Source organism: Cellulosimicrobium cellulans (assembly GCF_007679345.1).
GTDB lineage: Bacteria > Actinomycetota > Actinomycetes > Actinomycetales > Cellulomonadaceae > Cellulomonas > Cellulomonas cellulans_A.
Genome location: NZ_VEGH01000003.1, coordinates 26,304 through 49,851 on the forward strand (window position 1 = coordinate 26,304; position 23,548 = coordinate 49,851).

17 protein-coding genes are annotated in these 23,548 nt (G+C 76.6%); 12 read left to right on the forward strand and 5 right to left on the reverse strand.

Features of this window, described 5'->3' with window-relative positions; genetic code table 11:
- Window positions 1-315: 315 nt before the first annotated feature.
- Window positions 316-1,539, reverse strand: a complete 1,224-nt coding sequence (locus tag FS882_RS04505; protein WP_158371324.1) for an MFS transporter — start codon at window positions 1,537-1,539, stop codon at window positions 316-318.
- A 207-nt stretch (window positions 1,540-1,746) separates the two neighbouring features.
- On the opposite strand from FS882_RS04505, the gene FS882_RS04510 reads away from it, so the two are divergent.
- The 6 genes from FS882_RS04510 (at window position 1,747) to FS882_RS04535 (ending at window position 8,628) form a co-directional block, all read left to right on the forward strand.
- Window positions 1,747-3,480 carry an ABC transporter ATP-binding protein gene (locus FS882_RS04510; protein ID WP_158372032.1) on the forward strand — a complete coding sequence of 578 codons (1,734 nt, stop codon included), beginning with the start codon at window positions 1,747-1,749 and terminating at the stop codon, window positions 3,478-3,480.
- Complete coding sequence (locus tag FS882_RS04515; RefSeq protein WP_158371326.1) at window positions 3,477-5,486, forward strand: ABC transporter ATP-binding protein; 2,010 nt, start codon at window positions 3,477-3,479, stop codon at window positions 5,484-5,486. Before FS882_RS04510 ends, FS882_RS04515 begins: the two co-directional genes overlap by 4 nt.
- Window positions 5,487-5,572: 86 nt before the next feature.
- Window positions 5,573-5,866, forward strand: coding sequence for a hypothetical protein (locus FS882_RS04520; RefSeq protein ID WP_158371329.1), 294 nt, complete (start codon window positions 5,573-5,575; stop codon window positions 5,864-5,866).
- Window positions 5,867-5,989: 123 nt separating this feature from the next.
- Window positions 5,990-6,577, forward strand: a complete 588-nt coding sequence (locus tag FS882_RS04525; RefSeq protein WP_158371332.1) for a hypothetical protein — start codon at window positions 5,990-5,992, stop codon at window positions 6,575-6,577.
- A gap of 30 nt (window positions 6,578-6,607) precedes the next feature.
- The gene (locus FS882_RS04530) at window positions 6,608-7,999 is read left to right on the forward strand and encodes a sensor histidine kinase (RefSeq protein WP_158371334.1); all 1,392 of its coding nucleotides are present in this window, start codon (window positions 6,608-6,610) and stop codon (window positions 7,997-7,999) included.
- Window positions 7,996-8,628 (forward strand): response regulator, encoded by a 633-nt coding sequence (locus tag FS882_RS04535; RefSeq protein ID WP_158371337.1) that lies wholly within the window; start codon window positions 7,996-7,998, stop codon window positions 8,626-8,628. The genes FS882_RS04530 and FS882_RS04535 overlap by 4 nt, the downstream gene beginning before the upstream one ends.
- 110 nt (window positions 8,629-8,738) lie before the next feature.
- Here the strand turns inward: FS882_RS04535 and FS882_RS04540 are convergent, their stop codons facing one another.
- Window positions 8,739-9,491, reverse strand: a complete 753-nt coding sequence (locus FS882_RS04540; protein WP_158371339.1) for a VOC family protein — start codon at window positions 9,489-9,491, stop codon at window positions 8,739-8,741.
- An 87-nt stretch (window positions 9,492-9,578) separates the two neighbouring features.
- On the opposite strand from FS882_RS04540, the gene FS882_RS04545 reads away from it, so the two are divergent.
- Window positions 9,579-13,223: an ATP-binding cassette domain-containing protein gene (locus tag FS882_RS04545; RefSeq protein WP_158371341.1), complete on the forward strand. Its 3,645-nt coding sequence runs from the start codon at window positions 9,579-9,581 to the stop codon at window positions 13,221-13,223.
- Window positions 13,224-13,404: 181 nt separating this feature from the next.
- Window positions 13,405-14,082 carry a GOLPH3/VPS74 family protein gene (locus tag FS882_RS04550; protein ID WP_158371343.1) on the forward strand — a complete coding sequence of 226 codons (678 nt, stop codon included), beginning with the start codon at window positions 13,405-13,407 and terminating at the stop codon, window positions 14,080-14,082.
- 298 nt (window positions 14,083-14,380) lie between these two features.
- On the opposite strand, the gene FS882_RS04555 is transcribed toward FS882_RS04550, so the two are convergent.
- Window positions 14,381-14,881, reverse strand: a complete 501-nt coding sequence (locus FS882_RS04555; RefSeq protein ID WP_158371346.1) for a glutathione peroxidase — start codon at window positions 14,879-14,881, stop codon at window positions 14,381-14,383.
- Window positions 14,882-14,912: 31 nt separating this feature from the next.
- Window positions 14,913-16,106: an NAD(P)/FAD-dependent oxidoreductase gene (locus FS882_RS04560; protein ID WP_158371348.1), complete on the reverse strand. Its 1,194-nt coding sequence runs from the start codon at window positions 16,104-16,106 to the stop codon at window positions 14,913-14,915.
- 126 nt (window positions 16,107-16,232) lie between these two features.
- Here FS882_RS04560 and FS882_RS04565 point away from each other — a divergent pair, with 126 nt between their 5' ends.
- The 3 genes from FS882_RS04565 (at window position 16,233) to FS882_RS04575 (ending at window position 20,435) form a co-directional block, all read left to right on the forward strand.
- Window positions 16,233-17,150: an ABC transporter ATP-binding protein gene (locus FS882_RS04565; protein WP_222848130.1), complete on the forward strand. Its 918-nt coding sequence runs from the start codon at window positions 16,233-16,235 to the stop codon at window positions 17,148-17,150.
- 98 nt (window positions 17,151-17,248) lie between these two features.
- The gene (locus tag FS882_RS04570; protein WP_158371351.1) at window positions 17,249-18,244 is read left to right on the forward strand and encodes an ABC transporter substrate-binding protein; all 996 of its coding nucleotides are present in this window, start codon (window positions 17,249-17,251) and stop codon (window positions 18,242-18,244) included.
- A gap of 34 nt (window positions 18,245-18,278) precedes the next feature.
- Window positions 18,279-20,435 (forward strand): iron ABC transporter permease, encoded by a 2,157-nt coding sequence (locus FS882_RS04575; RefSeq protein ID WP_262348064.1) that lies wholly within the window; start codon window positions 18,279-18,281, stop codon window positions 20,433-20,435.
- Window positions 20,436-20,486: 51 nt separating this feature from the next.
- On the opposite strand, the gene FS882_RS04580 is transcribed toward FS882_RS04575, so the two are convergent.
- The gene (locus tag FS882_RS04580; protein ID WP_158371355.1) at window positions 20,487-20,900 is read right to left on the reverse strand and encodes a PLD nuclease N-terminal domain-containing protein; all 414 of its coding nucleotides are present in this window, start codon (window positions 20,898-20,900) and stop codon (window positions 20,487-20,489) included.
- A gap of 210 nt (window positions 20,901-21,110) precedes the next feature.
- Between FS882_RS04580 and FS882_RS04585 the strand changes: the two genes are divergently transcribed.
- Window positions 21,111-23,525 (forward strand): family 43 glycosylhydrolase, encoded by a 2,415-nt coding sequence (locus FS882_RS04585; RefSeq protein ID WP_158371358.1) that lies wholly within the window; start codon window positions 21,111-21,113, stop codon window positions 23,523-23,525.
- The last annotated feature ends 23 nt before the right edge of the window (window positions 23,526-23,548 follow it).

Below are 23,548 nucleotides of genomic sequence, written 5' to 3' on the forward strand. Positions count from 1 at the left end.
CCCGGGGCGGTGGGATGCGGCGCGGTGCGCCCCGGTGCTCGACATCGCTGTCAGTCCTCCGGTCGCGTCCCGTGCGCGGGCCGACCGGCGTCCCGGGGACGGCGTCCGGGCCGCCGGCTGGGCGGGAGGGGCGCTGCACCGGGACCTCGTGGCCAGAGTCCGCGGTAGAGACATATCGGACAATTCGGACAGTCGCGACACTAGGGCGCGGCACGGGGGCGGGACAAGACTCCGTGCCGTCCCGGACCGGGCGAAAACGGGCCTCGCCCGCCGACCGCCCCCCGACGCGGCGCACGGGCCGGGGGCGGACCGGGGTCAGCCGGTCGTCGCCCCGGCGTCCGGCTCCGCGCCGAGCGCGGGCGCCAGGAGCGCGACGACCGCCAGCACGACGGACACGCCGGCGCAGGCCACGACGACGGGGCCGGTCCCGGCGGCGTCGAGCGCCAGCCCCACGAGTACCGGCCCCAGGGGCTGGACGAGCGTGGTCAGCTGGGTCGCCGCCGCGACGGTCCGCCCCTGCAGCGCGTCGGGCGAGGCGGCGACCACGCGCCCGGTGATCGCGGCGTTGACGGCCGGCACCGGGAAGAACGCCACCGCGCCCAGGAGCCCGACCACCCACACCGACGAGGCGGCGAGCAGGCCCGCGGTCGCGGTCGCGGCCAGCCCGGCGTAGGTGACGAGCAGCGCGCGGGGCCGGACCCGCTCGACGACGCGCGGGGCCACCACCGCGCCCAGGAGCCCACCGGCCCCGGACAGCGTGAACGCGAACCCGGTCTGGGCGGGGGTCGCACCGAGCTCGGCGGCGAGGACCACCGTCACGATCCCGAGCGACGCGAAGACCGGGCCGGCCACGGCCAGCCACAGGCACGCCGCGCGCAGCAGGGGACGGCGCCACAGCCACCGCACGCCCGCGAGGACGTCGGGCCGCTCCGCCGTCGCGCCGTCGCCCGGGCGTCCCGCCGGCAGCGCGGTCCGCACCGAGCGGACGGCGGCGAAGGACGCGAGGTAGGACAGTGCGTCCACGGCGAACGGGAGCGCGCGGCCCCACCCGAACAGGGCACCGCCGAGGGTCGGGCCGAGCAGGCCCGCGAGCTGCTGGCGCGACTGCCCGACGGCGACCGCGCGACGGACCTGCCCGGGGTGCACGACGCGGCGGACCGCCACGGTCTCGGCCGGGGCGAACAGGACCCCGCACGCGGCCTCGCAGACGGCGGTCGCGAGCACGTGGGCCAGCGTCGCCCTCCCAGCGGCGACGGCCGCGGCGAGGCTGCCCACGGCGGCGAACCGCACGGCGTCGCAGACGAGCATGGTGCGGCGGCGGTCCACCCGGTCGGCGAGCGCGGCCGCGGGGAGCCGCAGCAGCAACGTGGTCGCGGTCAGGACGGTCCCGACGAGGCCGGCCTGCGCCGCCGAGCCCGTGACGGCCAGCACGAGCAGCGGGTAGGCGATCGACGACGTGCTCGTGCCGAGGGCGGACACCGTCTGCCCGGCCCACAGCGCCCTGAAGTCGCGGTTGCGGCGCAGCGGGGCCGGGTCCATCCCGCGATTGTGGCCGCCACGGGACCCCCGATGTCAGTGCCGGCCCCGAGGACGGGCGGGGGAGGTACCGAGCCGCCACCTGGGTCACCGAAAAGGACGCGGTGGGTGTCAGTGGGGGTGGCTACCCTGTCGGAGCCGATCGCGGACGGTCCCCCCCGCCGCCCCGTGGTCGCGGACCTCGTCGCCCGCCGACCCCTGGAGACCCACGTGCTCGCCCGCTTGCTCACGCGCTACCTGCGCCCCTACCGCTGGCTGCTCGCCGGCGTGCTGGTGTTCCAGCTCTGCTCGGCCCTCGCCATGCTCTACCTGCCCAGCCTGAACGCCCGCATCATCGACGAGGGGGTGGCGCAGGGGGACACGGGGTTCATCTGGCGCGCCGGCGGGTACATGCTCCTGGTGTCGCTCGGCCAGATCGTGGCCGCGATCATCGCCACCTACTTCGCCGCCCGGGCCGCGATGCAGGTCGGGCGGGACCTGCGCGACGACGTGTACGGCCGCGTGAGCGGCTACTCGGAGCGGGAGATCTCCCGCTTCGGCGCGGGCTCGCTCATCACGCGCAACACCAACGACGTCCAGCAGGTCCAGATGCTCGCGATGATGGGCTCGACCATGCTGGTCAGCGCCCCGATGCTCGCGATCGGCGGCATCATCATGGCGCTGCGCCAGGACGTGGGGCTGTCCTGGCTGATCGCGGTCTCCGTGCCGGTGCTGCTGCTGGTCGCCGGGCTGATCATCAGCCGGATGGTGCCGCTGTTCCGGTCCTTCCAGACCAAGCTCGACGCGGTCAACCGGATCATGCGCGAGCAGCTGACCGGCGTGCGCGTCGTGCGTGCCTTCGTCCGGGAGGACATCGAGGGCGAGCGGTTCCGGGGTGCCAACACCGACATCATGGTCGTCGGCCGCAAGATCGGCTCGCTGTTCGTCGTGCTGTTCCCGCTCGCGATGCTCGTGCTCAACGTGACCGTCGTCGGCGTGATCTGGTTCGGCGGCATCGAGGTCGACAACGGCAACGTGCAGGTCGGCACGCTGTTCGCGTTCATGCAGTACATCGGCCAGATCCTCATGGGCGTCCTCATGGCCACCTTCATGACGGTGATGATCCCGCGCGCCGCCGTGTCCGCCGAGCGGATCACCGAGGTGCTGACCAGCGAGTCCACGCTCGCCGAGCCGGCGGAGCCGGTGCGGGGCACGCCGCGGCCGGGCGAGGTCGCGTTCGACGACGTCACCTTCGCCTACCCCGAGGCCGAGCACGCCGTGCTCTCCGGGGTGTCCTTCACCGCCCGGCGGGGCCAGACGCTCGCCGTGATCGGCTCGACCGGCGCGGGCAAGACCACGCTCGTCTCGCTGGTCCCGCGGCTGTTCGACACGACCGGTGGCACCGTGCGGGTCGAAGGAGTCGACGTGCGCGACCGCGACGTCGAGGAGCTCTGGGCGGGCATCGGCCTGGTCCCGCAGCGGCCGTTCCTGTTCGCCGGGACGGTGGCGTCCAACCTCCGCCTCGGCCAGGAGGACGCCACCGACGCCGACCTGTGGCGCGCTCTCGAGATCGCCCAGGCCAGCGACTTCGTGTCCCAGATGGAGGGCGGGCTCGAGGCGCGGATCGCGCAGGGCGGCACGAACGTCTCCGGCGGCCAGCGCCAGCGGCTCGCGATCGCGCGCGCCCTGGTGCGGCGCCCGGCGGTGCTGCTGTTCGACGACTCGTTCTCCGCGCTCGACCTCGCGACCGACGCCCGGCTGCGGCAGGCGCTGTGGCGCGAGCTGCCCGACGTCACCAAGATCGTCGTCGCCCAGCGGGTGTCGACGGTGACCGGCGCGGACCAGATCCTCGTCCTCGAGGACGGCCGGGTGGCCGGCCTCGGCACGCACGACGAGCTGCTCGAGACCAACCAGACGTACCGCGAGATCGCGGAGTCCCAGCTCGCGGTGGAGGCCGGCGCATGAGCGACCAGAAGACGCGGACCAAGCAGGCCGAGCCGGAGCTGACGGAGGACGAGAAGCTCGAGATCGAGCTCGGGGAGCAGGCGCGCCTCGCGTCGGACTCCTGGGACTCGGTCGCGCCCGGCAAGGCCGACAACTTCGGGCAGTCGTTCGGGCGGATGCTCGGCCTGCTGCGCCCGTACAAGTGGGCCCTCGTGGCCGTCACGATCATGGGCACCGCCGGCGTGGTGCTCACCGTGCTGGCCCCGCGGGTGCTCGGCCGGGCCACCGACGCGGTCTTCACCGGCTTCATGGGCCGGCAGCTGCCGGCGGGGCTCACCCAGGAGCAGGCGGTCGAGGGGCTGCGGGCGGGCGGCCAGGAGCGGATCGCGGACATGGTCGCCGCGGCGGAGAACCTGGTGCCCGGCGCGGGCATCGACTTCGACCTGCTCGGCCGGCTGCTGCTGACCGTGCTCGCGCTGTACGTCGCCGGAGCGCTGCTCATGTGGCTGCAGGGCTACATCATCAACGTGATCATGGTCCGGGCCATGTGGCGGCTGCGCGAGCAGGTCGAGACCAAGATCAACCGGCTGCCGCTCGCGTACTTCGACAAGGTGCAGCGCGGCGAGCTGATCTCCCGCGTCACCAACGACATCGACAACATCACCCAGACGATGCAGCAGTCGCTGTCCTCGGCGCTGACCTCGATCCTCACCGTGATCGGCGTGCTGGTCATGATGTTCACGATCTCGTGGCAGCTGGCCCTGGTGGCTCTGGTGTCCATCCCGCTGATGGGCGTCATCTTCGGCGTCATCGGCCCGAAGTCGCAGAAGGCCTTCGGCACCCAGTGGCGCAAGGTCGGCCGGCTGAACGCCCGCGTCGAGGAGTCGTTCTCCGGGCACGCCCTCGTCAAGGTCTTCGGCCGCCGTCAGGACTTCGCGGACAAGTTCAAGGCGGAGAACGAGGAGCTCTACCAGGCCTCGTTCAAGGCGCAGTTCCTGTCCGGCATCATCTGGCCGGGCATGTCGTTCGTCAGCAACCTCACCTACGTCGGCATCGCGGTGCTCGGCGGCCTCATGGTCGCCAACGGCACGATGCTGCTCGGCAGCGTCCAGGCGTTCATCCAGTACACGCAGATGTTCACCCAGCCGCTGTCCGAGCTCGGCGGCATGGCCGCGGTCGTGCAGTCCGGCACCGCGTCGGCCGAGCGGGTGTTCCAGCTGCTCGACGAGGACGAGCAGAGCGAGGACGACCCGCAGGCGCCCGCCCCGGCGGAGGGCGACGGGACCATCGAGTTCGAGCACGTCGCGTTCTCGTACGACCCCGAGCACCCGCTGATCACCGACCTGTCGTTCACCGTCCGCCCCGGGCAGACGGTCGCGATCGTCGGCCCGACCGGCGCCGGCAAGACGACGCTGGTCAACCTGCTCATGCGGTTCTACGAGCTGGACGGCGGCCGCATCCTGGTCAACGGCCAGGACATCGCGACGCTGTCCCGGCACGACGCCCGCGCACGCACCGGCATGGTGCTGCAGGACCCGTGGCTGTTCGCGGGCACGATCCGGGAGAACATCCGGTACGGCCGCCAGTCGGCGACGGACGAGGAGATCCTCGCCGCGGCGCAGGCGACCTACGTCGACCGGTTCGTGCACTCGCTGCCGCACGGGTACGACACCGTGCTGGAGGAGGACGCGGCCAACCTGTCGGCCGGGGAGAAGCAGCTCATCACGATCGCGCGCGCGTTCGTGGCGCGGCCGTCGGTCCTCATCCTCGACGAGGCCACGTCGTCGGTCGACACGCGGACCGAGAAGCTGCTGCAGCAGGCGATGGCCTCGCTGCGGCAGGGGCGCACGTCGTTCGTCATCGCGCACCGGCTGTCGACCATCCGGGACGCGGACCTGATCCTCGTGATGGAGCACGGCGCGATCGTCGAGAAGGGCACGCACGACGAGCTGATCGCCGCGGGCGGGGCGTACCACCGGCTGTACCAGTCGCAGTTCGCCGGCGCGGTCGTCGGGGCGGACGAGTGACCGGTCCGTCTGCGGGCGGGCCGACCGGCGGGGTCGGGGCGGCGGCGCCGTCCCGGCCCGCCGGGGCCCGGGGCCCGCTCGTCGCGGTGCCCACGGCCGTCCTGGCGGCGGTGACCCTGGTGGCGGCGTTCGCCGTCGCGCAGGGCACCGACGTCCGGGCGCTCGGCGGGGTGGTGCTCGTGCTGGGCGTGGCCTGGTGCGCGTGGCGGTCGTGGGCCGCGGCCGGGGCCGTGCGGGTGGTGGCCGTGGTGGTGCTCGGCGCGGCGTGCTTCGTCGCGTCGCACGTCCTCGCCGGGGCGCTGGGCGCGTGGCCGTCCGTGCTGCTCGCCGCGGCCGTGCTCGCCGCGGGGGCGTGGCTGCTGGTCGACCGCCGGGGCTGACGGCGCTCCGGCCGGCGCCGGGACCTCCGGGGAGGGGTACTAGTACCAACGTCCGATCGCGGGGCAGACCCGCGGCGCGGGAGAACTGACTCGTCGGATCCACCACCCACCCGAGGAGTCCCCGTGAAGCGCACCATGGTGTTCACCGCCGCCGCCGCGCTGGCGGTCGTGCCCGCCGTCGTCGGCCTCACCGCCAACCCCAGCCTCAGCCGCGAGGTGCCGGTGTCGGTGCCCAGCCAGGCGCCGACGGCCGACGACCGCGGCGGGGCCGCCGACCGCGACCTGCGCACCGAGGCCGGCGACGACCGGCGCGCGAACGGCACCGGCGCCGCCACGTCGCCGTCCGACGACGCGACGCCGTCCGGCTCCTCCTCGCCGTCGGCCGTGCCGGACGACCACGGCGGCCGCCTCGACCGCGACGATCGCGTCGAGCCCGGCGACGACCGCCGGGTGAACGGGACGGGCACCGTGGCTCCGGCCGCGCCCGCCGTCCCCGCCGCCCCGGCGACCCTCGCCTCTCCGGCCGCGCCCGCGGAGGACTCCGGCCACCACTCGTCGGGCTCCGGCTCCGACGACTCCGGCCACCACTCGTCGGGCTCGGGCTCCGACGACTCCGGCCACCACTCGTCGGGCTCGGGCTCCGACGACTCCGGCCACCACGGCGGGGACGACAGCGGCGGCCGGCACGGCGGCCACGGCAGCGACGACTGACCGGTGCTCGCAGCACCTAGGGTGGCGGCTGTGCAGACGCCCGCGCCCGCGGCCGAGGACGGCCGAGTCGTCCTCAGCCGCGGCGCGCCGGCTGCGGCCTCCGTCGCCCCGGTCCGGACCTGGCGGGTGTTCCTGCAGGTCGGCGCCGCTGCCGCGGTCGTGCTGGTGCTGGTCGCGGTGCTCGGCCTCAGCGCGAGCCGCCGGATAGCCGAGCAGGAGTCCGTCAACGACGCCGCGCGCAGCACCGACCTGCTGGCCGACGCCGTCGTGCAGCCCGCGCTGACCGACGGCGTCGCAGCCGGCGACCCGGAGGCCCTCGCGGCACTGGACGCGGTCGTCCGGGACCGGGTGCTCGGCGACGCCGTCGTCCGGGTGAAGCTCTGGGACGCCGACGGACGGATCGTGTACTCGGACGAGCCCCGGCTGATCGGCGACACGTTCGGGCTGGGCGACGACGAGCGTGCGGTGCTCGCCGACCCGGCGACGCAGGCCGAGGTCAGCGACCTCGACGAGCCCGAGAACCGGTTCGAGCGCGACCAGGGCCGGCTGCTCGAGGTCTACCGCCCGGTGTGGACGCCGGACGGCACGGTGCTGCTGTTCGAGACCTACAGCCGGTACGACGTCGTCACCGAGCGTGCCGCCGCCGTCTGGCGCGGGTTCGCCGGGATCACGGTGACCAGCCTGCTGCTCCTGCTCGTCCTGCTGCTGCCGGTGCTGTGGACGCTGCTCGACCGGCTGCGCCGCGGGCAGGACCAGCGCGAGCGGCTGCTGCGCAGCGCGGTCGACGCGTCCGACGCCGAGCGCCGCCGCATCGCGGCGACGCTGCACGACGGCGTGGTCCAGGAGCTCGCGGCGTCGTCGTTCGCGCTCGCCGGCGCCGCCGAGCGCGCCGAACGGGCCGGCGCCCCGGACGTCGCCGCGGACGTGCGAGCGGCGAGCGGCACCGTGCGGACCTCCATCCGCGGGCTGCGGTCCCTGCTCGTCGACATCTACCCGCCGAGCCTGCGCACCGCCGGGCTCGGCGCCGCCCTGGCCGACCTGGCGGGCGGGCTCGCGGCGCGCGGGGTGCGGGTCACCGTCGACGCGCCTCAGGACGCGCTGGCCGGGGTCGGCGTCGACGCCCAGCAGCTCGTCTACCGCGTGGCGCAGGAGACGGTGCGCAACGCCGTCGCCCACGCGGGCGCGGACGAGGTGCGGGTGACCCTGGCCCGGGCGGGTGGCCTGCTGGTGCTGGAGGTCGACGACGACGGAGCGGGGTTCGACGCGGCGGCGACGCTGGTCGAACCGCCCGAGGGCCACCTCGGGCTGCGCGTGCTCGGCGACCTGGCGGCCGCGGCCGGGGCGGACCTGTCCGTCGTGTCCGCGCCCGGCGCGGGCACCCGGTGGCGGCTCGCCGTCGACCCCGACGTGGAGGTGCGATGACCGAGGACATCGCCGTGCTGCTCGTCGACGACCACCACCTGGTGCGCTCCGGGCTCGCGGGGCTGGTCGACGCGGCGGACGGGATGCGCGTGGTCGGCCAGGCCGCCGACGGGGCCGCGGCCGTCGCGCTGGCGGCCGAGCTCGCTCCGGACGTGGTCCTGATGGACCTGTCGATGCCCGGCACCGACGGCGTCGAGGCGACCCGTCAGGTGCTGGCGCTGCGGCCCGGCACGCGCGTCGTGGTGCTCACGTCGTTCTCCGACCACGACCGGGTCTCCGCGGCCGTCGCCGCCGGAGCCGTCGGCTACCTGCTGAAGGACTGCGAGCCGGAGGAGCTGGTCGCGGCCGTGCGGTCCGCGGCGCAGGGCTACTCGCCGCTCGACCCCCGGGTGGCCGGCGCGCTGCTGCCGTCCGCCGCCGCGCCCCGGCCCGAGGACCGGCTCAGCGCCCGCGAGCGCGACGTGCTGCGGCTGCTGGCGCGCGGGCTGGCGAACAAGCAGATCGGGCGGGAGCTCGGCATCGCCGAGCGCACGGTGAAGGTGCACGTCGGGCACGTGTTCCGGCTGCTCGGCGTGGCGGACCGGACGAGCGCGGCGCTGTGGGCGCGGGAGCACCTGCCGGAGGCGTGAGGCGGCGGCCCGGAGCGCCGCCGACCGCCGAGCGCGGTCGGTCCCGCCCAGTGCGGTGGCTGGAGCCACCGCGCTCGGCGCGGACGGGCGCGCTCGCGACCAACGGCCCGTCAGGGGAGCGCACCCGTGGCCGGGTCGCGGTCGGTGAGGCAGTAGCGCCGGGCCACGGGGTCCCGCAGGACGGTCCAGTGCTCCCGGACCGCCTCGACCGTCGCGCCGAGCGCCACGTGCCGGTCCGTCTCGGCGCGGCGGTCGGAGCAGGCCAGGTCGAGGTGGGCGCGCACCGGGCCGGTCGGCTCGTCGAGGCGCTGGAGCAGCAGGCGCAGCGGCTGGCCCTCGGCCCGCTCGAGGGGGACCAGGGAGGCGCCGGGCGGGGTGGCCCGCTCGGGCCAGCCGGTGAGCGCGGCCCAGAACCGTCGCTCGGTCGACCAGTGCTCGGCGGGCACGTCGACCGCGAGCTGGTCGAGCAGGCTCGCGTGCGAACCGCCGTCCGGCCGCCGCCAGGACGCCGGGGCGGGGCGGCGTGCCGGGTAGGCGTCGACGAAGCAGAACGCGAACCCGCCCGGCGAGGTCAGCACGACGTGGTCCGAGGCGGCGACCTCCCGGGCACCGAGCCGGACGGCGGCGTCGGCCGCGGCGCGGATGTCGGCCACGTGCAGGTCCAGGTGCACGCCGCCCGGGCCCGAGCGGACGCGCTGCGCGCGCAGGAACGCGTCGCCGTCGGCGGGGACCAGCGTCACGAACTCGTCGTCCGGCCCGCGGAACGGAGACAGGGTCGACGCGGTGACCTCCTGCCAGAACGCGAGCGTCCGGTCCCAGTCGGCCGCCGCCGCGTCGAGGAAGGCCGTCGCCCACGTGATCATGCGGCGACGGTAGCGGTGGCGGCACGCGGACCGGGAGCGGAAATGCGCTTCGGGCCTGTGGGTGCCTCGCCCTAGGGTCGACAGACGATGCTCGGAACCACCACCACCGCCCCGCCCCCGGTCGACACCACCGCCGACCGGGCCCGCCGCGCGCCCGCCGACCCCGCCCGCCGCCTCGACTGGCGCCGGCTGCGCGGGCCGGTCGCCGGGCTGGCGCTCGTCGCGCTGACCATCGCCTCGGTCGGCGCCGCGCTCGGCACGGTCGTCGCCGGCGACCTCGCCGAGGACCCGACGGCCGCCGGGCTGTGGCTGCTGGCCGCGTGCCTGGTGGGCGCCGCGCTCGTCGACACGGTCGGGCAGGTCGCGTGGGCCGGGGTCGTCGACCGTGCCGAGGGCCGCCTGCGCGGCGACCTGCTGAGCGCAGCGCTGCACCAGCCGCTCGGCACGCTGTCGGAGCAGGCCGTCGGCGAGGTGCTGGACCGCGTGGACGACGACACGCACGCGGTCGGCACGCTCGTGCGGCGGCAGGTGTGGGGGCTCGGGCGCACGGTCGTCGGCTGCGTCCCCCTCTGGATCGTCGGCGGACTGACCTGGTGGCCGGCCTGGGTGCTGTTCCCGCTGCTCGGGGGCCTCACCGTCCTGGTCGTGCGGCCGTCGCTCGGGGAGATCGCACGCCGCAAGGTGGTCGAGGAGCGCGCGTGGACCGACAACGCCGCCGCCTTCGAGGAGGCCGTCGCCGCCCGTGACGACCTGCGCACCAGCCGCGGGCAGGCGTTCGCCGTCCGGCGCCTCGCCGAGGCGTCCGCGGTCGTGCACCGGATGCTCGACCGCGTCCTCGCGGTCGAGACCCGGATGACCGCGAAGGCCGGGACGCTGCTGCACGCGCTGCTCGCCGGCGTCGTCGTGGCCGGCGTGGTGCTCGCGGGAGCGGGCGACCTCACCGTCGCGCAGCTCGTGACGCTGTTCCTGGTCACCGCGTCGTTCGTCGGCCAGTTCGACCAGCTCGCGCGGCACCTGCCCGACGTCCAGGAGGGCATCGGCGCCATCGTCCGCATCCGCGAGCTGCTGGACACCGAGCCCGAGCCGGCCGGCGGTCGCGCCGTGCCCGAGGGGCCGCTCGACCTCGAGCTGCGGGACCTGCACTTCTCGTACGCGGAGGGCACGTTCGCGCTGCGCGGCGTCGACCTGCGGGTGCCGGCGGGGCAGACCGTCGCGCTCGTCGGCCGCACCGGCTCGGGCAAGTCGACCCTCGCGTCCCTGCTGTCCCGGGCGGTCGAGCCCGAGCCCGGCTCGGTGCTGCTCGGCGGCGTCGACGTGCGCGAGCTGGACCTGCAGGCGCTGCGGGGCGCCGTCGGCGTGGTGACCCAGCGCACCGAGATCCTCGCCGGGACGCTCGCCGAGAACATCGCCCTGTTCGGCGACGTGCCGCGCGCCGACGTCGAGGGGGCCGTGCGCGAGCTGCGGCTCACCGACTGGGTCGCGGGTCTGCCCGACGGGCTCGACACGCTGCTCGGCCCGGGCGGGACCTCGCTGTCCGCGGGGGAGGAGCAGCTGGTGGCCTTCGCCCGGCTGCTGGTGCGGGACGTGCAGGTGGTGGTGCTGGACGAGGCGACGGCCCGGATGGACCCGCTCACCGAGGCGCGGGTCGTGGCGGCGTCGGAGCGCCTGCTCGGCGGGCGCACCGGCGTGCTCGTGGCGCACCGTCTCGGGACCGTGGAGCGGGCGGACCAGGTGGTCGTGCTCGACCACGGACGGGTCGTGCAGCAGGGCGACCGCGTCGGGCTGACGCGGGTCGAGGGGCCGTTCCGGTCGCTGCTCGAGGCGAGCCGGGCCGAGGGGCACGCGGACGCGCTCGACGCGGCGGGGACGGGTGCGGGCGCCGCGGCGGGGACCGTCGCAGCGGCCGACGCGGCGGCCGCTGCGGCGCTCGGCCGGCCGGGCGATCCGGGCGCGCCTGCCGCCGCCCCCGCCGCGGACCCCGGCGAGCGCGCGGCCGAGGTCGGCGCCCGCCGGCGCACCGGCCCGCCGCCCGCGCTGCGCGACCCCGGGACCGGGCCCAGCCTGGCCCGCGGGATCGCGCACGCCCTCGTCGTCAAGCCCCGGTGGGGCCTGCTCGGCGGCCTGCTGTTCCTGCTGTCGAGCCTGTTCGCGGCCCAGGGCGCGGTGACCGGCTACCTGTGGGGCCACACCGTCGAGGGCCTGCGCGCGGGGGAACCGATTACCGGCCTCGTCGTGGCGCTGGCCGTGACCCTGCTGCTCGTCGCCCCCTGCAGCTCGCTCGCGTTCCGGCTGTACCCGAAGTGGTGGATCGAGCTGCTGCTCCGGGTGCGGATGTCGGTGCTCGTCGGGCAGACCCGGCAGCACCGGCTGCGCCGCACCCCGCCGGGCGAGGTCGTGGCGCGCGCCCTCGACGCCGACCGGTTCGTGCTCTACGCGGACCGCTGGGTCGACCTGGTCAACGGCCTCGTGCTGGTGGCGGTCACGGCGGTGCTGAGCTGGTCACTGCTGGCGGGCGCGGTGCTGCTCGCGGTCCTCGTCGTGAGCGCGGCGTGCGCGCTCGCCGGCCGCGGCGTCGCGGGGCGTTCGGCCACCCGGTCGGCCGCCGCGCGCGCCGGCTTCGGGCGGTCGCTGGTGTCCGCGCTGGACGCCGCCCGGACGGTGAAGCTGGCCGCCCGCACGCCCGAGGTTCACGCGCACCTGCGCCGGGTCGACGACGGCCGGGTCGAGGCCGCCGTGTTCGAGCACCGGGTGCAGGCCGTCCTCGACGGCGTGCCGATCATCATGGTGCAGGTCGGGGCGGTCGTGGCCTGGGGTGCCCTGCTCGCGGGGGTCTGGGACCTGGCGAGCACGCTGCTGGTCGCGGGTGCCGTCGCCGGGTTCAACTGGTTCGGCGTCGTCGCGGGCGCGGTGGTGACCGAGGCGCCGGGCACCCGGGCCTGGCAGCAGGCCACGGCGTCGTTCGCGGGTGGTGCCGACCTCGTGGCCGAGGCACCGGGCGTCGACCTGTCGACCGGCGCGGCGGCGCGTCCCGGTCCGGGCGCGCGGGACCGGCTCGACACCCTGGAGCTCCGGCGGGTCGGCGCGGTGCACGACGACGGGACGATCGGCGTCGCCGACGTGGACCTCACGGTCGTGCGCGGCGAGCTCGTGCTGCTCCTCGGGCGGGTCGGCGCGGGCAAGTCCAGCCTGCTGTCGGCGCTCGCCGGGCTGATGGCGCACACGGGGCGGATCCGGTGGAACGGCACCGACGTCGAGGACGCCGAGGCCTTCCTGCGACCCGGCCGCGTCGCGCACGTCGCCCAGGTGCCGCGGGTGCTGTCCGGGACGTTCGCCGACAACGTCCGGCTCGACCACGACCGCGCCGTCGACGGGCCGCTCGCCGCGGCGCGGATGGCGACCGACGTGGCCGAGGCGGGCGGCCCGGACGCGCTCGTGGGCCACCGCGGCGTGCGGCTGTCCGGCGGTCAGGTGCAGCGCCTCGCCCTCGCGCGGGCGCTCGCCACCGACGCCGAGCTGCTGCTCGCCGACGACGTGTCCAGCGCGCTCGACGCGAGCACCGAGATCGAGCTGTGGACCGCCCTGCGCGAGCGCGGCACGACGGTGGTCGGGGCGACGTCGAAGCGGGCGGCGCTGGCGCGGGCGGACCGGGTCGTGGTGCTCGAGGAGGGCAGCGTGGTGGCGGTGGGGCCGTGGCGCGACCTCGCGGGAAGGTGGGGGCACCTGGCGGGGTGAGGGCCGCGGGACGCGGCGCGGCCACCCGCGGCGCGGGCACCTCACGGGGTGGGACCGGAGGGCGCGGCGCGGGCACCTCCCGGGGTGGGACCGGAGGGCGCGGTGGCGCCCGCGCCACGTGCGTCGTGCGGCGCGGCCGTCGGTCGCCGAGGTCGCCGGTGCGCGTCGCTACGCTCGCCGCATGACCACCCTGATCGCCGAGGACCTGCTGCTCCTGCTGCTCGACGACCGCAAGGGCACCGCGACGTCGAGCCACGTCGACGTGGCCCTGGGGGGCGCGCTGCTGCTCGAGCTGGCCCTCGCCGAGACCGTGCACGTCCGCGAGCGCACCAGCATCTGGTCGGGCGCCAAGGTCGCCGCCACCCCGGGCGCTGCGGTCGCCGACCCCGTGCTGGCGGAGGCGCTGCGGCGGGTCGCCGAGCGCGAGCGCGCCGCCTCCGACCTGGTGAACCGGCTCGGCAAGGGCGCTCGGGACGCCCTCACGGGCCGGCTGGCGGCGCGCGGGATCCTGCGCCGGGAGGACGACCGGGTGCTCGGGCTGTTCCCCCGCACCCGGTGGCCCGAGGCGGACGGGCGCCACGAGGACGAGGTCCGCGCGCGGCTCGCGGCGGTGCTCGTGCAGGGGCTCGACCCGGACCCGCGCACCGGCGCGCTCGTCGCGCTGCTGCACGCCCTGGGCCTGGCGCCGTCGGTCGTCGATCGCGGGGGAGTGCCGGCCCGCGACGTCCGGCGGCGCGCGAAGGAGGTCGCCGAGGGTGCCTGGGCGGCGAAGGCTGTGCAGGACGCGATCACGGCGTCGACGGCCGCGATGACCGCGGCGATCACGGCCACGACGGTCGCGACGACCGCCGGCAGCTGACCCGAGCGTCGCCCGCGGGCTCTCACCCGCGGCCCCCGGCCCCCGACCGCCGCGCCTCGCCCGCCGAGCAAGGCACGCCGAGGTAGGACCCTCGCGCCGAGATAGGACCTCCGAAGGCCCTATCTCGGTCCGAAGGCCCTATCTCGGCGACGTGGTGCGGGTGTGGCCGCCTCGGCTCACGTCGCACGCCGCCTCACGGCCCGCGTCGCGCGCGGCCTCGCGCCCCGGCCCGCGTCGCACGCCGGACCGCCGTCGCCTCCAGCTGCACGCGACGGCCCGTGTCGAGCACCGGCGCGCCTCATGCCCCGGGGGTGCGCTCCGGGAGCAGGTCCTCGATCGCCGCGACGACCTCGGGCGCGTCGGGCAGCACGCGGGGGCGGAACCGGCGGGCGCGCCCGTCCGGCGCGACGAGGAACTTCTCGAAGTTCCAGGTGATCCGCCCGGCCTTGCCGGTGTCGTCGGGCACCTCGTGCAGCGCGCGGTACAGGGGGTGCGCGTGCCGGCCGTTGACCGGCGTCTTCTCCAGCATCGGGAACGTGGCGCCCCAGGTGGCGGAGCAGTACTCGGCGATGGCGTCCGACGAGCCGAGCTCCTGCAGGAACTGGTTGCTCGGCACGCCGACGACGGTGAAGCCGCGGGCCCCGTACGACCGGTGCAGCGCCTCGAGCTGCTCGTACTGGGGGGCGAGGCCGCACCGGGACGCCACGTTGACGACCAGGGCCACGCGCCCGCCGGTCAGCGCGCCGAAGGTGGTGTCCTCGCCGCGGAGGGTCCGGACCGGGATGTCGTCGATCTGCACCCCCTCACCCTGCCACCGGCCGGGCCGCGTGTCAGGAGACGCGGCCCGGGAGGAGCTTGTGCCAGTAGATCAGCGGCTCCAGGTAGCGGTCGAACAGCAGCAGGCTGCGCCGCGGCCGCGCGAGGTCCGGGAACGGCAGCGAGGGCTCGGGCCGGCCGCCGCGGTCGAACTCGGCGAGCAGCAGGCGGCGCCGCGAGGTGGTGACGGGCGCGACCGAGTATCCGTCGTACCGGTGCATCGTCCGGCCGGTGCGGCGCGCCTGGATGTTGTGCGCGACGACCGGGACCTGCCGCCGCAGGGCGCCGCCCGAGGGCAGCGTCCCGACGGTCGCGGCGTCCCCGAGGCCCCAGACGCGGGGGTGCCGGACGTGCTGCAGCGTCTCGGGGTCGACGGCGACGAACCCCTCGCTGTCGCCGGCTGCCAGGTCGCTGTCGGCGATCCAGCCGTACGCCCGGTGCGGGGGCGCGAGGTAGAGCGCGTCGTAGCCGACCTCCTCGAGCCCGCCGTCGCCGGCCGCCGTCAGGGTCCGTGCCCCGGCGTCGACCGACGTCACCGCGGTGCGCAGCCGCACCCGGACGCCGTACTCCTCGGCCGCGGCCCGCAGCCGCCGGTCCGCCTCGGCGTGCCGGACGAGGTGCGGCCCCTCGGCCAGCAGCTCGACCTGGACGTCGCCCAGGACCCCCGTGCGCCGCCAGACGTCCAGCGCGGCGAACATCGGCTTCAGGCCGACCGGCGAGCAGGGCACGTGCCGGTCGGACAGCGCGAACACCGCGCGGCCCGCGCGCAGCGCCGACAGCATCGACCACGTCTTCTCGGCCTGCTCGGGCAGGTAGCTGGTCGCGGCGTGCGCGGTCGCGACCGCCTCCCGCGCGCCCGGGACGGCGTCCCAGTCGACCTCCGACCCGGGGCAGACGGCGAGGTCGCCGTAGCCGAGCTCGGTGCCGTCGGCGAGGACGACGACCGACCGGGCGGGGTCGACCGACGCGACGGTGCCGGCGTACCGGCGGACGCCCGAGGGGACCACCTCGTCCTGGGGCCGGCGCAGGTCGGCCAGGCGCGCGGTGCCGGAGGCGACGTAGGACAGCAGCGGCCGGTAGTGGTGCACCGACCGCGGCTCGACCACGGCGACGTCGCGGCAGCCGTCCCGCCGCAGCCGCCCCGCCAGGGAGAGCCCGGCGTTGCCGCCGCCGATGACGAGCACGTCGTGCCGCCGGGGTCCGCTCATGTGTGCACCACGTTCCGTCGGGGGACCGGATCCGGCCACCGTAGGCGAGCGCCGGGCGTCGCGCCCGCGGGGCCGCGGAGCGCCACGCCGCGGACGCGGATGGACTTCTGAGGTAAGCCTTCGCTAATGTCCCGGTTCGTGCCCGTGAACACCGCAGCGATGGCCGCCGCCGACGTCAGCATCGGCTACGGCGGCGACCCCGTCGTCACCGGGGCGAGCGTCGAGCTCGCCGCGGGCCGGGTCACCGCGCTGGTCGGGCCCAACGGGTCGGGCAAGTCGACGCTGCTGCGCGGGATGGCCCGCCTGCAGCGGCTGTCCTCGGGCCGGGTCACCGTCGCCGACGGGGACGCGCACGCGCTCTCCGCCCGCGACTTCGCCCGCCGGGTCACGCTGCTCGCGCAGTCGCGGCCGACGCCCGCCGGGATCACCGTGCGGGACGCGGTCGAGTTCGGGCGGCACCCGCACCGGCAGGGCTGGCGCGGGACGGACCCGCAGGGCCGGGCCGCGGTCGACCGGGCGCTGGAGCTCGCCGGCATCGCCGACCTCGCCGGCGACGACGTGGACGCGCTGTCGGGCGGCCAGGTGCAGCGAGTCTGGTTCGCCTCAGCGCTGGCCCAGGACACGGGCGTGCTGCTGCTCGACGAGCCGACGAACCACCTCGACCTGCGGTACCAGGTCGAGGTGCTCGAGCTGGTGCGCGACCTCGCCGACGAGCACGGCGTCGCGGTCGGCGTGGTGCTGCACGACCTGGAGCAGGCGGCGGCCGTCGCCGACCGGGTGCTGGTCCTGCACGGCGGCCGGGTGGTCGCCGACGGGGCGCCGGAGCGCGCGCTCACCTCCGAGCTGCTCAGCGAGGTCTACGACATCGACATCGTGGTGCGCGCCGACGCGGGCACCGGGCACGTCAGCGTGCACGCCCCGCGGCTGCTGCTGCGCCGCGTCGCGGGCCGCGGCGCCCGCGCCGACGGCCACCGCGCCGGCCGCACCGACGAACCCGCGGACGACGGGGCCGACGCCCCGCACCCCGCCCCGGTCGGCGCCTGACGCCGCCGGACCACCGACTCACTCCACCCGCCGCGCCTCCCCGCGGCCGAGGGCGCGACGCGCGGGCGCCCACACCTCCCGCGCAGACACGAGGAACGATGACCACCCGACGCACGCTCACGGCGCTCCTGGCCGTCGGCGCGATGGCCGCCCTGGCGGCCTGCGGCACCACCGACGAGCCGGCGGCCGAGAGCACGAGCACCGCCGCCGGGGGCGGCCCGGTCTCCATCACGGACGACCGGGGCGAGACCGTCGAGCTGGACGCGCCGGCCACCCGCGTCGTCTCGCTGGAGTGGATGCAGACGGAGATGCTGACCTCGCTCGGCGTCACCCCGGTCGGCGCGGCGGACGTCGAGGGCTACACCTCCTGGGTCGGCACCGTGGTGCCGCTGGACGGCGAGCCCGAGGACGTCGGCACGCGCGGTGAGCCGTCGGTCGAGGCGATCGCGGGCCTGGAGCCGGACCTGATCATCGGCGTCACGTCGTCGATCCCCGAGGGCGCGCTGGAGCAGTTCGAGCGCATCGCCCCGGTCGCGCTGTTCGACGGCGCCGACGGTGCGGACCCGCTGGGCTACGTCGAGGACACGTTCCGCAGCGTCGCGACCCTCGTCGGGGCGGACGACGCCGCCGAGCAGGTCATCACGGACACCGAGGCGCGGATCGCCGACAACGCGCAGGCGATCGCCGACGCCGGCCTGGAGGGCACGCCCGTCGTGTTCGCCTCCCCGTACGCCGAGGGCGCGAACGTCACCATCCGCATGCACGGCCCGCGGTCCGCGTTCCAGGCGGTCGCGGTCGAGATGGGCCTCGGCTCCGCGACCGAGGACCCGGGTGACGACGCGTACGGCCTGTCCTACGTCGACGTCGAGGGCCTGACCGCGCTGCCGGCCGAGACCCGGTTCCTCTACTGGGGCAACGACGACGAGGAGGACGTGGTCGAGACGGCCCTCGCCGGCAACCCCGTCTGGCAGTCGCTGCCGTTCGTGCAGCAGGGGCACGTCTACCGCGCCGGCGTCGGCATCTGGGCGTACGGCGGCCCGGAGTCGCTGGCCGGCTGGTCGGACGACCTGGTCGCGCAGCTGACCGCCGAGTGACCCCGACCCGCACCGCACACCCCTGAAGGACGCCGTGACCACCTCGCCCCCCGCCGCCGGCCCCGTCGCCGCCGCGCGCCCCGCCGCGCCCGGTGCCGGAGCGTCGGGCGGGGGGCGGGGTCCCGGCGCGCCCGCGGCGCGCCGGCAGCCCGCCCGGGTGGTGGTCGCGCTGGCGCTCCTGGTCCTGTGGCTGGTCGCCGCCGCCGCGTGGCACCTCACGCAGGGCACCGCCGACGTGACCGTCGGCGAGCTGTGGCGCGCGCTGACGGGTCAGGGCGGGCTGGACCAGGCCGCCGCCGTCGTCACGGCGTCCCGGCTGCCGCGGCTCGCGGCCGGCGTGCTCGTCGGCTGCGCGCTCGGCGCCTCCGGCGCGGCGCTGCAGGGGGTCGCGCGCAACCCCCTCGCCGCCCCGGACACCCTCGCGGTGAACGCGGGCGCGCACCTGGCGGTCACCGCCGCCGCGGTGGTCGGGGCGTCCCTCGGGGCGCTGCCCGGGGTGGCGGTCGCGTTCGCCGGGGGCGTCGCCGCGGCGGGCGTCGTCATCGGGCTGTCCGGCGGCCCCGCCGCCTCGCCGGTGCGCCTGGTGCTCGCCGGCACCGCCATCACCCTCGGCCTGTCGTCCGTGACGCAGGCCCTGCTCGTGCTGTTCCCGTGGGAGACCCAGGGGCTGTTCGCCTGGGGCGCCGGCTCGCTCGGCCAGAACGGGATGGGCACCGTCCGCGCGATCGCGCCGATCGTCGTCGTCGCGTTCCTCGGCCTGGTGCTGCTCGGCCGCCGGCTCGACCTGCTCGGACTCGGCGACGACGCCGCGCGGTCGCTCGGGGTCGACGTGGCCCGGACCCGGCTGGTCGGGGTGCTGCTCGCGGTCCTGCTCGCCACCTGCGCCGTGACCGTCACCGGCCCGATCGGGTTCGTGGGCCTGTGCGCCCCGCTGCTGGTCCGCCTGCTCGCGACCTGGGTCCGCCCGCTGGGCCGGCACCGCCTGCTGATCCCGGCCGCGGCCGTCGCCGGCACCGCCCTGGTCCTCACCGCCGACGTCGCGCTGCGCGCGGTCTTCGGGCCGATCTCCGGCGTGACCGTCCCGACGGGCGTGGTCACCAGCCTGATCGGTGCCGTCGCCCTGGTGGTCCTGGCCCGCCGGGCGCGGGCCGCGCTCGAGCCGGACACCCTCGTCACGCTGCGGGCGGGCAGCGACCTGGCGCGCCGGGCGCCCGCGCTGCTGCTCGGTGCGGGCGTGCTCGTGCTGGTCGGCGTCGTCGTCGCGGGCGTGCTGCTCGGCGACTCGACGGTGCTGCTCGGCGACGTGGCCAACTGGGTCGCGGGCAGGGCGTCGGTCCGGCTGGACATCATCCTCGACTCCCGGGTGCCGCGGGTCGCCGCCGCGCTGCTCGCCGGCGCGTGCCTGGCCCTCGCCGGCGCGCTGGTGCAGTCCGTCACCCGGAACCCGCTGGCCGACCCCGGCGTGCTCGGCGTCTCGCACGCCGCGGGCCTCGGTGCGGTGGTCGTCATCGTGCTCACGAGCGCGCCGTCGTTCGCGCTGGTGTTCGCCGGGGCGCTCGTCGGGGCGGTGCTCGCGGGGCTGCTCGTCTTCGGCGTCACCGCCGGCAGCGGCATGGCGTCCGGCCGGATGGTGCTGGTCGGGCTCGGCACCGGCGCCGCGGCCAGCGCGGTCACGACCCTGCTGCTCGTCCGGACGGACCCGTGGAACCAGAACCGGGCGATCACCTGGCTCGGCGGCTCGACCTTCGGGGCCGGGACGCCGCAGCTGGTGCCGATGGCCGTGGCCCTGGCGATCGGCGTGCTGGTCGTCGCCCGCACCCACCGGGACCTCGACCTGGTGCAGGTGGACGACGTGACGCCGCGGGTCCTGGGCGTCGACCTGCCCCGCTCCCGCTCGCTGCACGTCGGCGTCGCGGTGCTGCTGACCGCCGCCGCGACCGCCGCGATCGGGCCGGTCGTGTTCGTCGGCCTCGTCGCCCCGCACGCGGCGCGGATGCTGATCGGCAAGCGGCACCGCTGGACGCTGCCGCTGACGGTGGTGCTCGGTGCCGCCCTGGTGGCCGTGGCCGACCTGGTCGGGCGGGCGGCCATCGCGCCGGCCCAGCTGCCCGCGGGCCTCGTCACGGCCGTGATCGGGACGCCGTACTTCCTCTGGCTGCTCTGGCGGATGCGGGCGAGCTCGCGCCGCTGACGCCCGGGCCGCAGGGCGGGGCCGCGGCCGGCGGACGGCGCGGCCGGCGGGTCAGGTCGTGGCAGCGCCGTCCTCGGGGGCCGGGCCGCGGTCGCGCAGCCCCTGCTCGCGGGCGCGGAGGTCCGCCTCCCAGTCGCGCAGCATCTGCTCGTGCCGGTCGTCGGAGTCCCGCAGCGCCGCGAGGAACGCCGGGTCGTCGTCCGGGCCCGCCGCGCGGGGCCGCTCGTACTCGGGGAACCCCGCGGTCGCGGTGCTCGGCCACGGCACGGACCGCGCGGAGGCGGACCGCTCGGGACGTCCGGCGACGAGCCACGCGATCCCGCCGACCAGCGGCAGGAAGACGATGAGCAGCACCCAGGTGGTCTTGGACAGGTTCCGCACCAGGACGGAGTCCGTCTGGATGCAGTCGATGAGGCAGTAGACCAGCAGGCCGAGCTCCAGCAGGACGGGCAGCACGCGGATCACGGGCGGGACCCTCTCGTCGACGGGGGTGGGCAGACCGCCGGGGGCGTGCGGCCGGGTGCCCTCGGGGACCACCCGAGACGCTAGGGGACGGCGGGCCGCGCTGTCCGGGAAACGGACGGACGGGTCCCGTCGTGCACCCGCTGGAGTGGCGGGCGCGGCGCGGCGGGCGTAGAAGGGTGCTCCGGTCTCGTGAACGGCAGGAGCCCTGCGATGGTGCAGCGCATTCTCGGGTCCCGGCGCGCGCCGGGGCGGATCGGCCTGCGCGCGGCCGCGCCGGCCGGCGTGCTCGCGCTCGTCCTCGGGCTGACGGGCGCGGGGCCGGGCGTCGCCGACGACGCGTCCGGTGCCCGCCCCGGTGGGCCCGGCACGCCCGGCACGTACGCCAACCCGGTCAGCTCCGGCTTCGCGGACACCTTCGCCGACCCCGCGGTCATCCGCGGCCAGGACGGCTGGTGGTACGCCTACGGCACGACGGACCCGCTGCGGTCGGGCGAGGGCCGGCGGCACCTGATCCCGGTGTCCCGGTCCGCGGACCTCGTCACCTGGGAGTACGTGGGGGACGCCTTCGGCGAGGACTCGCTGCCGTCCTGGGCGGACACCGACCCCGCGCACCCGGCCGCTCTGTGGGCGCCCGACATCCGCTACGTCGACGGCCAGTACCGGCTCTACTACGTCGTCACCGAGACCACCGTGACGCCGGGCACGGGGGACACGGCGATCGGCGTGGCGACCGCGCCCACGCCGACCGGGCCGTGGACCGACTCCGGGGACCCGGTGGTGGACCCGCGCCCCGGCGGCAGCGGCGCGCCCGACGACTTCCTGTGGACGTTCGACCCCACGCACGTCGTCGGCCCGGACGGCACCGAGCACCTGTTCTACGGCTCGTACTACGGCGGCATCTGGGTCACCGCGCTCGACGCCACCGGCACCGAGGCGGTCGGCGAGCCGGTCCAGGTGGCGGTCGACAACAAGTTCGAGGGAGCGTACGTCGTGCAGCGCGACGGCTCCTGGTACCTGTTCGCCTCCACGGCGAACTGCTGCGCGGGCCCGACGACCGGCTACAGCGTGCAGGTCGGCCGGTCCGACGCGGTCACCGGCCCGTACGTCGACCGCGAGGGGGTGCCGCTGCTGGCCTCGCGCGCGGGTGGCACGCCGGTGCTGACGCCGAACGGGAACCGCTGGGTCGGCACCGGGCACAACGCCGTCGTCACCGACCTGGCGGGGCGGGACTGGATCCTCTACCACGCGATCGACCGCGACGACCCGTACCTCGACGGGACCGACGGGATCAACCGGCGGCCGATGCTGCTGGACCGGCTGGACTGGGTGGACGGCTGGCCCGTCGTGCGCGCGGGTGCCGGGCCGTCGGACGACGCGCAGCCGGCCCCGGCGGCCGGCGGGCCCGCGGTCGCCGGCTTCGAGGACGGCCTCGGCCGGGGCTGGCGCGGCGACGCCTGGCGCACGGTGCGCGGCGACCCGCAGGGCGGCGGGCACGCCGTGGCGGTGGGCGAGGGTGCGCTGCTCACGCGCGCCCGGCTGCCCGGCCCGGTGCGGGTGGAGGCGGACCTGCGGCTGAACCCCGGGGCGTCCGGCGGGGTGGTCGCGGGGTTCGGCCTGGGCCGGGCGGGCTCGGCCGGCGGCTCCGCGGCCTCGGCCGGACCGGCGGGGGTGCGCGGCGCGGCGCGGCCGGGCACGGGGGTGACCGCGGTGGTCGACCCGGTGGCGGGCGAGCTCGTGGTGCGGTCCGGGTCCGCGCGCGCCGCGGTGCCGCTGCCGGCCGGCGTCGACTGGGGCACGTGGCACGCGGTGGTCCTGGAGGTCGAGGGCAGGCTCGCCCGCGCCGAGGTGAGCCAGGCGCGGCTCGGCGACCCGCTCGCCGAGGTGGTGCTCGAGCTGCCGCAGCGGCTGCGCCCCGGCAGCGCCGGCGCGGTCGCGCGGACCTCCGGTGTGCACGTCGACGACCTCAGCGCGGTGCCGCTGGCGCAGCGGGTCGGCGACGTCGAGCCACTGCCCACCCCGGGCGACCTGGTGGACGAGGTGACGTTCGACGCGGACCTGGGCCCCGGGTGGACCACGGTGCGGGACCCCCGGGTCACCGTCGCGGACGGCGCCCTGGTGTGGCCGGTGGAGCGGGCCGACCTGACCGGAGCCGGGAACGACGCCGGGGTGCTGCTCCGCGACGTCCCCGACGGCGACTGGACCGCCGAGACCGTCGTGTCCGTCGACCTGGGCACCGAGGACGTGCGCAACTACCAGCAGGCCGGGCTCGTGGCGTACGCGGGCGACGACCTGTTCGCCCGGCTCTCGCACGTGGCGATCTGGAACACCCGGCAGACCGAGTTCGGGCACGAGCGCCCGTACGCCGGGCGGCTGTCGTACGGCGGGACGATCGTGGGACCACCCGGGGACACCACCTGGTTGCGCCTGGTGCACCGCACCGACGACGCGGGGGAGCACGAGGTCCGCGCGCTGACCAGCACCGACGGCACCACCTGGGTCGGCGGGGGCGTCTGGACGTTCCCGGCGGGCACGGACCTGCGGATCGGGCTGGTCGCGCACGGGTGGGACGGCGCGGCGCCGCGGGCGACGGCGCGGTTCGACGGGCTGCGGGTGTGGGCGGACTGAGCCGGCCGGCGTGCGGGGGAGAC